The 10,723-nt window shown below is 47.6% G+C and carries 8 protein-coding genes; 7 read left to right on the top strand and 1 reads right to left on the bottom strand.

Features of this window, described 5'->3' with window-relative positions; all coding sequences use genetic code 11:
* Window positions 1-36: 36 nt before the first annotated feature.
* The 5 genes from ispG (at window position 37) to der (ending at window position 5,953) form a co-directional block, all read left to right on the top strand.
* Entirely contained in the window at window positions 37-1,152 is a 1,116-nt protein-coding gene (ispG, locus tag AAA952_RS14080; RefSeq protein ID WP_338257889.1) for a flavodoxin-dependent (E)-4-hydroxy-3-methylbut-2-enyl-diphosphate synthase, read from the top strand.
* A gap of 144 nt (window positions 1,153-1,296) precedes the next feature.
* Complete coding sequence (gene hisS / locus AAA952_RS14085) at window positions 1,297-2,574, top strand: histidine--tRNA ligase (RefSeq protein ID WP_028761252.1); 1,278 nt, start codon at window positions 1,297-1,299, stop codon at window positions 2,572-2,574.
* Between the two features lie 13 nt (window positions 2,575-2,587).
* Entirely contained in the window at window positions 2,588-3,208 is a 621-nt protein-coding gene (locus tag AAA952_RS14090; protein WP_168824527.1) for a tetratricopeptide repeat protein, read from the top strand.
* Window positions 3,209-3,219: 11 nt separating this feature from the next.
* Window positions 3,220-4,407 (top strand): outer membrane protein assembly factor BamB, encoded by a 1,188-nt coding sequence (gene bamB / locus AAA952_RS14095; RefSeq protein ID WP_105251896.1) that lies wholly within the window; start codon window positions 3,220-3,222, stop codon window positions 4,405-4,407.
* 79 nt (window positions 4,408-4,486) lie between these two features.
* On the top strand, window positions 4,487-5,953 hold the full coding sequence (gene der / locus AAA952_RS14100) for a ribosome biogenesis GTPase Der (RefSeq protein WP_006082478.1): 1,467 nt from the start codon (window positions 4,487-4,489) through the stop codon (window positions 5,951-5,953).
* A gap of 94 nt (window positions 5,954-6,047) precedes the next feature.
* Here the strand turns inward: der and xseA are convergent, their stop codons facing one another.
* Window positions 6,048-7,394, bottom strand: coding sequence for an exodeoxyribonuclease VII large subunit (gene xseA / locus AAA952_RS14105; RefSeq protein ID WP_338257895.1), 1,347 nt, complete (start codon window positions 7,392-7,394; stop codon window positions 6,048-6,050).
* Between the two features lie 120 nt (window positions 7,395-7,514).
* On the opposite strand from xseA, the gene guaB reads away from it, so the two are divergent.
* Together guaB and guaA are read left to right on the top strand one after the other, a co-directional pair.
* Window positions 7,515-8,981, top strand: coding sequence for an IMP dehydrogenase (gene guaB, locus AAA952_RS14110; protein WP_006085677.1), 1,467 nt, complete (start codon window positions 7,515-7,517; stop codon window positions 8,979-8,981).
* A gap of 118 nt (window positions 8,982-9,099) precedes the next feature.
* Window positions 9,100-10,677 (top strand): glutamine-hydrolyzing GMP synthase, encoded by a 1,578-nt coding sequence (gene guaA / locus AAA952_RS14115; protein WP_006082475.1) that lies wholly within the window; start codon window positions 9,100-9,102, stop codon window positions 10,675-10,677.
* Window positions 10,678-10,723: the final 46 nt, after the last annotated feature.

The following is a 10,723-nucleotide window of genomic DNA, read 5'->3' on the forward strand; positions in this document are numbered from 1 at the left end:
GATCTGCAGCACGTACCGAAATAGAGCGTATTAAGCATGTATAATGAAACTCCCATAAAAAGACGTCCTTCCACTCGCATTTATGTGGGTAATGTACCGATTGGTGATGGGGCGCCGATTGCTGTTCAGTCAATGACTAATACTAAGACCACAGATGTTGAAGCGACAATTGCTCAAATTCGTGCCTTAGAGAAAGTCGGTGCCGATATAGTGCGTATCTCTGTACCCACTATGGATGCGGCTGAAGCCTTTAAGCTCATTAAGCAAGCGGTCAATGTTCCTTTAGTGGCCGACATTCATTTTGATTATCGCATTGCTCTAAAAGTTGCCGAGTACGGTGTCGATTGCCTTCGAATCAATCCGGGCAATATAGGCAATGAAGAGCGTATTCGTAGCGTGGTGGAATGTGCCCGTGACCATAATATTCCCATCCGTATTGGTGTGAATGGTGGGTCATTAGAAAAAGATCTAATGGACAAGTACAAAGAACCCACACCTGAAGCCTTGCTTGAATCAGCTATGCGCCATGTGGATATTCTGGACAGATTGAACTTTGACCAGTTTAAGGTCAGCGTTAAAGCCTCCGATGTATTTTTAGCGGTCGAATCCTACCGTTTATTAGCAAAACAAATTCGCCAACCCCTGCATTTAGGCATTACCGAAGCTGGTGGCGCGCGCGCGGGTTCAGTGAAATCGGCCGTAGGCTTAGGTATGTTATTGGCCGAAGGCATAGGTGATACCCTACGTATTTCCTTGGCCGCTGATCCGGTCGAAGAAATCAAAGTCGGTTTTGACATTTTAAAGTCGCTGCGTATTCGTAGCCGTGGCATTAATTTCATTGCCTGTCCATCTTGTTCTCGTCAAGAGTTCGATGTGATCAGTACAGTCAATGAGTTAGAGCGTCGCCTCGAAGACGTGACTACCGCCATGGATGTGTCTATTATCGGCTGCGTAGTCAACGGCCCAGGTGAAGCCTTAGTGTCGCACATCGGTTTAACGGGTGGGCACAATAAGAGCGGTTACTATGATGAGGGTGAACGTCAAAAAGAACGTTTTGACAACGACAACATTGTCGATTTCCTCGAAGCGAAAATTCGCGCAAAAGCCAGTCAAATGGCGAACCGTATTCAAATCAAAGACACAACTGAGTAATATGTACCCGCATTTGGGCATAGATTACGCCTAATGATGTTGAGCTAGGCCCCGAAACCGACGGGGTCGTTTTACGTTTTACGCTCAAAAGCCTATAATGCGTGACATTTTTATTAATTTAGCGAAATCGGACGAGTCGATACAGTGGCAAAACAGATCCAAGCGATTCGCGGAATGAATGACATTCTGCCAACTCAAAGTCCTCTATGGCAAAAAGTGGAAGCGGTACTACGTTCGAGCGTCAGTGCTTACGGTTACAGCGAAATCCGCACTCCAATAGTGGAAAATACCGATCTTTTTAAACGCTCTATCGGTGAAGTAACTGATATTGTTGAAAAAGAAATGTATACCTTCGCAGATAATAACGGTGACAGCTTAACGCTGCGCCCAGAAGGTACCGCGTCGACAGTGCGTGCAGGTAACGAAAACGGTCTGCTATATAACCAAGAGCAACGTCTTTGGTATATGGGTCCTATGTTCCGCCACGAACGTCCACAAAAAGGCCGTTATCGTCAGTTTAACCAATTTGGCGTTGAAGTGTATGGCATTGGCTCGGCTGATATTGATGCTGAAGTCCTAATGCTATCGGCACGTCTGTGGGAAAAACTCGGTATTAGCGAGCACGTCTCGCTAGAGCTAAATACCTTAGGTGATCCTGCTGAGCGCGCTGTTTATCGTGATGCCTTAATAGCGTTTTTAGAGCTGCATAAAGATGCGCTCGATGAAGACAGTAAGCGTCGCATGTACAGCAATCCGCTGCGAGTATTGGATTCAAAAGATCAAAATGTCCAAGCCATATTGGTTGATGCACCAGAGTTAATGGATTTTCTCGGTGAAGAATCGAAGACACATTTTTCACAATTACGTGAACTACTTGACGCAGTGGGTATCAAATACACCATTAATCCGCGTCTAGTACGTGGTTTAGATTACTATAATCGTACTGTATTTGAATGGGTTACATCGAGTTTAGGCTCACAAGGTACTGTACTTGCGGGTGGTCGCTACGATGGTTTAGTCGCCCAGTTAGGTGGTAAAGATACTCCCGCGGTCGGTTTTGCTATGGGCTTAGAGCGCATTGTCTTGCTGCTTGAAACCTTAGAGCTGACCAAAGATATTCCGCCAGAAGTGGATGTGTATGTCACGGCCATGGGTGATAGCTGTCTGGTTGAAGCCATCAAGGTCGCGCAGGAATTACGTAACGCACTGCCAAACCTTAAAGTGATGAGTCACTGTGGCGGCGGTAACGTGAAGAAACAAATGAAGCGTGCCGACAAAAGCGGTGCGAGTGTGGCACTACTGATAGGTGAAGATGAACTTGCCGAAGGTATGGTTACGGTTAAACATTTACGCAATGACATCGAACAACAACGGGTAGCTCGAAGTGCCTTAGGCGCATTTTTGGCTGAACTGATCAAATAAAGGGGACGTGCGCGTGGAAATTTATAGCACAGAAGAACAACAAGTTGATGCTATCAAGCAGTTCTGGAAAGATTACGGAAATTCAATTTTAATCGGTGCCGTAGTGGGTTTAGGCGGCCTATATGCGTGGAATTATTATTCTGACGTTAAAGTGGCGCAAGCGGAAGAAGCTTCAAAAGCGTTCCAAAATTTGACCACTAAATCTGCCGATGAAGCCGCAATGCTTGCGGGTGTCGCCGAGTTTTCTAAAAATCACGATCAAAAGGGCTATCAAGCCTTGTTAGAACTGATCGTGGCCAAAACTGCGGTAGAAGCGAAGGATTATCCAAAAGCGATTGATGCCTTGAACAAGGTGATTGCGGCTAAACCTGGTGCTGGTTTAGATGTGATTGCGACTTTGCGTTTAGCACGAGTACAAGCAGAGCAAGGTCAAATTGATGCAGCTCTAGCGACCTTAGATCAAGTAACAGATAAAGCTTTCTTCGCTCAGCGCGATGAGTTGAAAGGTGATTTCTTAGTTCGTCAAGGTGAAGTTGAGAAGGCAAAAACAGCTTATCAAGCTGCCATGGACAATGGTGGTGTGGTGACAAGCCCTGCGCTTAAAATCAAACTTGATAGCCTAAATCAGGCATAAGGGATCCCTTGATGAAGTCTTGGTGCAAAAACCTGCTAGCCGCTGGATTAAGTCTGGCCATGTTATCCGCCTGTTCGTCGAGCGATGTCGAAGAAGAACCGGTAAGTGAGTTAACTGCCATTCAGGCGACAGTGTTTCCTGAAGTGAGTTGGAGCGCCTCTGTCGGTAATGGTGTTGGTGATTATTATTCTCGCCTCGCCCCCGCCGTTAGTTACGGAAAAATTTTTGCCGCCGACCGTTATGGTGAAGTGGTTGCCTTCGATGAGGCCACTGGCGAGCGCGTTTGGACTAAAGATTTCAGCGAAGAGTTTCGTGATAACGCTTTAGCGAAAAATAAAGGTGCGCGTATTGCTGCTGGTGTGACTGCTGCGCGTAATAAAGTCTTTTTAGGCGGTGAAAGTGGGCTGCTTGCTGCACTGAACGCTGAAGATGGTCAAGTGTTATGGCATGTCGTTGCGGGCGGTGAATTACTGTCAGCTCCCACTGTGGCCGATGACGTCGTGGTGGTCAGTACCAGTTCTGGTTCACTCGAAGCGTTTAACGTCGATACTGGCGCTAAGCTGTGGGTGTATGAAATGCAATTGCCGAATCTAACCCTGCGCGGTACAGGTTCTGCAGCTTACGAAGCGGGTGGTTTCTTCATAGGTACCGCCGATGGCAAAGTGGCTGTTGTGATTAAAAACAATGGTCAAGCTGCGTGGGAACAGGCGATTTACAATCCAACGGGCGGTAACGAGTTTACGCGTATGGCCGACGTGGATATGACGCCCTTGATCCTTGGCGACAACTTATATGCAGTGAGCTACAACGGTAACTTAGTGTCGATGGAACTGCGCACGGGTCGAGTTGTGTGGACACGTAAGTATTCTAGCTTTAACGAGTTAGCATCAGCGGGCCTAAGCTTGTACTTAGTTGACGATCACAGCCGTATCTACTCAGTTGATAAACGTAACGGTTTGGAACTGTGGAGTAATTCTGAGTTAGCTAACCGCACTCTGACATCTCCGGCTGTATATAAAGACTATTTAGTTGTGGGTGATTTCGAAGGTTATTTACACTTTATCGATCGCAGTACAGGGACGATTGTGGGTCGTGTCCAAGTGGACAGCTCAGGATTATACAGCCAGCCGTTAGTGGTGGATGATAAAATCTATGTTCAAGGTCGCAGCGGAAAGTTGGCTGTTGTAACACTTCCATAGTTAAAAGTGTTATCCTTGCTGAGCCCCTGGAAGTGTGTTCCGGGGGCTTTTTATTGAAAAGTTTTTTAGAGGCAAAATCATGATCCCTGTAGTGGCCCTTGTTGGTCGGCCGAACGTCGGTAAATCCACCCTATTTAATCGTCTTACGCGCACGCGTGATGCGCTGGTTGCTGACTTTCCTGGCCTAACACGTGACCGTAAATATGGTCGAGCATTCTTATCCGGCTATGAGTTCATTGTGGTCGATACCGGCGGTATCGATGGCACTGAAGAAGGGATCGAGACGAAAATGGCTGAGCAATCCCTTGCTGCCATTGAAGAAGCCGATGTCGTTTTATTTATGACCGATGCGCGCGCGGGTTTAACCGCTGCGGATCTGTCGATTGCACAGCACTTACGTAGCCGTGAAAAAACTACCTTTGTGGTTGCTAACAAAGTTGACGGTATTGATGCTGATTCTGCTTGTGCCGAGTTTTGGTCTTTAGGTCTAGGTGAAGTTTACCAAATGGCGGCGTCTCAAGGACGCGGCGTGACTAATATGATCGAATACGCGCTGACCCCTTATGCCGAAGCGATGGGCATTGTGCGTCAAGGTGAAGACGAAGTTACTGAAGAGCGTGAATATACTGAAGAAGAAGCCGAAGCTGAGCAAAAGCGTCTGCAAGATTTGCCTATCAAGCTGGCGATCATAGGTAAACCTAACGTCGGTAAGTCAACCCTGACTAACCGTATTCTAGGTGAAGAGCGTGTCGTGGTATTTGATGAACCCGGTACGACCCGTGACAGTATTTACATTCCAATGGAACGTGAAGGTCGCGAGTACGTGATTATCGATACTGCGGGTGTTCGTCGCCGGAGTAAAGTACATCAAGTCATTGAGAAATTCTCAGTGATCAAGACCTTGAAAGCGGTTGAAGATGCTAACGTGGTTTTGCTTATCATCGATGCCCGTGAAGGTATCGCCGAACAAGATTTAGGTCTGTTAGGTTTCGCACTCAATGCGGGTCGCGCTTTGGTTATTGCTGTCAACAAGTGGGATGGTATCGACCAAGGCATTAAAGATCGCGTGAAGAGTGAGCTTGACCGTCGTCTTGGTTTTATCGACTTTGCCCGTATTCACTTTATTTCGGCGCTGCACGGTACTGGTGTTGGCCATTTATTTGAATCGATTGAAGAAGCTTACGACAGTGCCACACGCCGCGTCAGCACTTCTATGCTGACCCGTATTATGCAAATGTCGCAGGACGATCACCAGCCGCCATTAGTGAATGGCCGTCGTGTGAAGCTTAAATACGCTCACGCCGGTGGTTACAATCCGCCAATCGTGGTTATTCACGGTAACCAAGTGAGTAGACTGCCTGACTCGTATAAGCGTTACATGATGAACTACTTCCGTCGTTCATTGAAAGTCGTAGGTACGCCAATCCAGCTGCGTTTCCAAGAGGGTGATAACCCATTTGAAAACAAGACTGAAAAGTTGACTATGAGCCAAGAGCGCCGCCGCAAGCGCGCACAAAGCCATATTAAAGACAGAAAAACCAAATAGTGTTTTTTACCAGACATATTTGAAACAAAAGGAACCTTAGGGTTCCTTTTGTGTTTTAAGATGATTTTAGCCTTGCTCTTGCTAGTGTTATTCGTTATTCGAGCGGCTTTATCTGAGTGACGGTTGAGATCACTTGTCCATGGCGCAAGCGGGTCTGCAAACTATCACCGATGGCCAGTTTATCGGCAGAGTCGACCACTTGATGGTGGATGTCAGTGGTAATGCTGTAACCACGACTTAACGTGGCAAGCGGGCTGACGGTTTCAAGCTGATGGGCCGCGTATTTTATCCGCTGTTCACTTTGGCTGAGTTTGTCCTGCAATGCATCCTGTAAGCGGCTCGCAAGATAACCTAAGCGGTTACCCTCAATGGCGAGTTTATGCTTGGGAGATTGCTGTTCAAGGCGGCTTGCGAGCAACTGCTGACGGCGGCTGAATAGATGCAAGCGATTCGACAGCGCGGACTCTAGTCGTAATTGCATCTCATCGAATCTTTGTTCGAACTGCTGCAAAGTCCGTTTAGGGCCTTGGCGTTGCAGTCTGTGCTCTAGCAAACTAAGTCGTCTTTCTTGTTTAAGCTGATAATGTTTCGCGCTTTGTTGCAGGCGCGATAAGGCTGTGGCGAGTTTTTGCGCCTTATTATCACTGTCTTGTGATAATAGCTCCGCGCCTGCAGACGGTGTTGGGGCGCGGATATCAGCAACATAATCACTGATAGTCGTATCAACTTCGTGGCCGACGGCGCTGACAATGGGTAGGGCGCTGTTATAAATCGTGTGGGCGAGGGCTTCGCTGTTAAAACACCACAAATCCTCAAGCGAACCGCCGCCGCGGGTGAGCAGTAATACATCGACTTCTAAACGTTGGTTGGCGATATTGATTGCCTGACAAATACTCTGCGCCGCGGTTTCGCCCTGAACTTGAGTCGGATAGATAATGACTTCAATCGAAGGATCGCGCCTTGCCAATACATGTAACACATCACGGATCGCCGCACCCGTAGGTGACGTAATAACGCCAATGCGTTGAATATTTTTGGGTAGCAATCTTTTGGTGTCGGCGGCGAATAATCCTTCGGCGGCGAGCTTCATCTTGAGTGCATCGAACTGCTGGGCGAGTAATCCATCCCCAGCGGGCAGCATGGACTCAATTAATAATTGATAGTCGCCTCTGGGTTCATAAACGCTGATCGCGCCTTTGACCAGCACTTGCTGACCATTGATGGGCTTAAAGCTGACCGTCTGGTTACGGCCCTTAAACATGGCGCAACGGATCTGTGAAGAGTGGTCTTTTAAGGTGAGATACCAATGACCTGAGCTGGGGGAGGAAAAGTTGGATATTTCGCCATTAAGCCAAATTTTACCCAGTTGTCCTTCGAGAACTTGTCTGACTTCACCATTGAGCCGCGAGACAGTATAAATGTTGTTTTTGGTGCCTTGCATCGAATAACTCAATAAAATGGGGATATTTACTATTTTCCATTTACCAGTGGCGATATGCAAGGTATAATCCCGCCGCAATATTTCACCTCTAAATCCTACTCAACTGGGGAGATGTTGCATATGCTACGTTTAATTAAAGAAGCGCTTACTTTTGACGATGTGTTGCTTGTTCCTGCGCATTCGACTGTACTCCCAAATACCGCCATTCTAAAAACTCGCCTGACCAATACCATTGAATTGAATATCCCACTTGTGTCTGCCGCTATGGACACAGTTACCGAAGCTCGTCTTGCGATCGCGATGGCGCAGGAAGGCGGCTTAGGCTTTATTCATAAAAACATGAGCATTGAAAAACAAGCCGAAGAAGTTCGTAAAGTAAAAATTTACGAAGCGGGCGTGGTTCAACAACCTGTGACTGTTACCCCATCAACGACCTTAGCCGATCTGAAAGTGTTAACACTGAAGAATGGTTTTGCGGGTTATCCCGTGGTCAACGAAGCCAACGAGCTGGTCGGTATCATCACTGGTCGTGACGTACGTTTCGTGACAGATTGGAGCAAAACGGTAGAAGAAGTGATGACGCCTAAAGCGCGTTTAGTCACTGTTGCCGAAGGCACTAAATTAGATGAAGTGCAAAAATTGATGCACTCACATCGTATCGAAAAAGTGCTTGTGGTTGATGATAACTATAAGCTGAAAGGCCTCATCACAGTTAAAGACTTCGAAAAAGCCGAACGTAAACCGAATGCCTGTAAAGATGAGTTAGGCCGTTTACGTGTTGGTGCCGCCGTAGGTGCGGGCGCTGGTAATGAAGAGCGTGTTGACGCTCTGGTTAAAGCCGGTGTTGACGTCTTACTTATCGATTCTTCCCATGGCCATTCAGAAGGCGTTTTACAACGTATTCGTGAAACTCGCGCTAAACATCCTGATTTGCAAATTATTGGTGGTAACGTTGCCACGGCAGAAGGTGCATTAGCCTTAGTCGAAGCGGGTGTTAACGCAGTTAAAGTGGGTATTGGCCCTGGTTCTATCTGTACGACTCGTATCGTGACAGGCGTGGGCGTACCACAAATTACCGCGGTATCCGATGCTGCCGCAGCCATGAAGAGCCTAGGTATTCCTGTGATTGCCGACGGCGGCATTCGTTTCTCTGGCGATTTAGCCAAAGCATTAGCCGCGGGTGCATCTTGCATTATGGCGGGCTCAATGTTTGCGGGAACTGAGGAAGCACCGGGCGAAACTGAGTTATATCAAGGCCGTGCGTATAAATCCTACCGTGGTATGGGTTCATTAGGCGCTATGTCTCAAGGTTCTTCTGACCGCTATTTTCAATCGGACAACGCTGCAGACAAGTTAGTCCCCGAAGGTGTAGAGGCGCGCGTGCCTTACAAAGGCAAGTTGAAGGAAATCATCCATCAACATATGGGCGGCCTTCGTTCATGCATGGGCTTAACCGGTTGTGCCACCATTCTAGAACTGAATGAAAAAGCCCAATTTGTGAAAGTGACTTCAGCGGGCATGGGTGAGTCCCACGTGCACGATGTGACTATCACGAAAGAAGCGCCGAACTACCGTTCAGGTTCTTAATCGTTTGATAAGAGGGGCGGCGTAAGCCGCCTCTTTGTAAAACGTATGATCCAATACTTAAAGCTGGCAATCGCTGCTTTGAGCAATGTTAAAACAATAGATGAGATAAAGGTTACCCATGAGCGATATTCATGAGCACAAGATACTGATCCTCGATTTTGGATCCCAGTACACTCAACTGATTGCCCGTCGTATCCGTGAAATCGGCGTTTACTGTGAATTATGGGCTTGGGACGTAACAGAAGCCCAAATCCGCGAATTTGCCCCGAACGGCATTATTCTTGCGGGCGGACCAGAAAGTGTCACGGCTGAAAACTCGCCGCGTGCGCCTGAATACGTCTTTACTGCAGGAGTGCCGGTACTGGGCATTTGTTACGGCATGCAGACTATGTCTGAGCAGTTGGGCGGTAAAGTGATCCAAGGTGTGGGTGAAGGGGAATTCGGCTACGCTCAAATTGAAATGCTGACAGATTCGTTGCTATTCAAAGGTATCGAAGACGCAGTTAACAGCGAAGGCAAACCCTTACTCGACGTATGGATGAGCCACGGCGATAAAGTATCGGCCATTCCTGAAGGGTTTGTGGCGGTCGCTAAAACGGACACTTGCCCATTTGCCGCTATGGCAAACGAAGAGAAGCAATTCTTCGGCGTACAGTTCCACCCTGAAGTGACCCACACTCGCCAAGGCATGCGGATGTTATCGCACTTTGCCTTAGACATTTGTGGTTGTGCGGCTAACTGGAAACCTTCCTCTATCATCGAAGATGCGATTGAGCGCTTGAAGAAGCAAATCGGCGATGATGAAGTGATTTTAGGGCTATCGGGCGGTGTCGATTCTTCGGTTGTGGCTATGTTGCTGCACCGTGCTATCGGTAAAAAACTGACCTGCGTATTCGTTGATAACGGTTTATTGCGTTTGAACGAAGCCGAGCAAGTGATGGAAATGTTTGGCGATCATTTCGGCCTGAATATCATTCACGTTGATGCGGAAAACCGTTTCCTTGACGCGATGAAAGGCGAAGCCGATCCAGAAGCTAAGCGTAAGATCATCGGCCGTGTATTCGTGGAAATTTTCGATGAAGAATCGAAAAAATGCGCTAATGCAAAATGGTTAGCGCAAGGCACTATTTATCCAGACGTGATTGAATCTGCTGGCAGCGCCACAGGTAAAGCACATGTGATCAAGTCGCACCATAACGTTGGCGGTTTGCCAGACGATATGGAACTGGGTTTAGTTGAGCCACTGCGCGAACTGTTCAAAGATGAAGTGCGCAAAATTGGCCTAGAGTTAGGTCTGCCATACAACATGCTTTATCGTCACCCGTTCCCAGGACCAGGTCTTGGTGTGCGTGTATTAGGTGAAGTGAAGAAAGAATACTGTGACTTATTACGCCGCGCCGATGCTATCTTCATCGAAGAACTGCATAAAGCCGACCTGTACAATAAAGTCAGCCAAGCCTTTACCGTGTTCTTACCTGTACGCTCAGTCGGTGTTATGGGTGATGGCCGTAAATATGATTGGGTTGTGTCACTTCGCGCCGTTGAAACCGTTGATTTTATGACGGCCCATTGGGCACATCTGCCCTATGATTTCTTAGGTCGCGTATCGAACCGCATCATCAACGAAGTCGATGGTATTTCCCGTGTGGTTTACGATATTTCTGGCAAGCCGCCAGCGACTATCGAATGGGAATAAGTTAATTACGGCTCACCGATTTGATGATGGAACCCCGCCAAAAGGC

The organism is Shewanella sp. M-Br (assembly GCF_036245925.1).
Lineage (GTDB): Bacteria > Pseudomonadota > Gammaproteobacteria > Enterobacterales > Shewanellaceae > Shewanella > Shewanella oncorhynchi.

Bases quoted from the DNA above. Each gene is read 5' to 3' on its own strand.
- der (WP_006082478.1), top strand. From the start codon at position 4,487: ATGATCCCTGTAGTGGCCCTTGTTGGTCGGCCGAACGTCGGTAAATCC.
- xseA (WP_338257895.1), bottom strand. From the start codon at position 7,394: ATGCAAGGCACCAAAAACAACATTTATACTGTCTCGCGGCTCAATGGT.
- guaA (WP_006082475.1), top strand. From the start codon at position 9,100: ATGAGCGATATTCATGAGCACAAGATACTGATCCTCGATTTTGGATCC.
- guaB (WP_006085677.1), top strand. From the start codon at position 7,515: ATGCTACGTTTAATTAAAGAAGCGCTTACTTTTGACGATGTGTTGCTT.
- ispG (WP_338257889.1), top strand. From the start codon at position 37: ATGTATAATGAAACTCCCATAAAAAGACGTCCTTCCACTCGCATTTAT.
- bamB (WP_105251896.1), top strand. From the start codon at position 3,220: ATGAAGTCTTGGTGCAAAAACCTGCTAGCCGCTGGATTAAGTCTGGCC.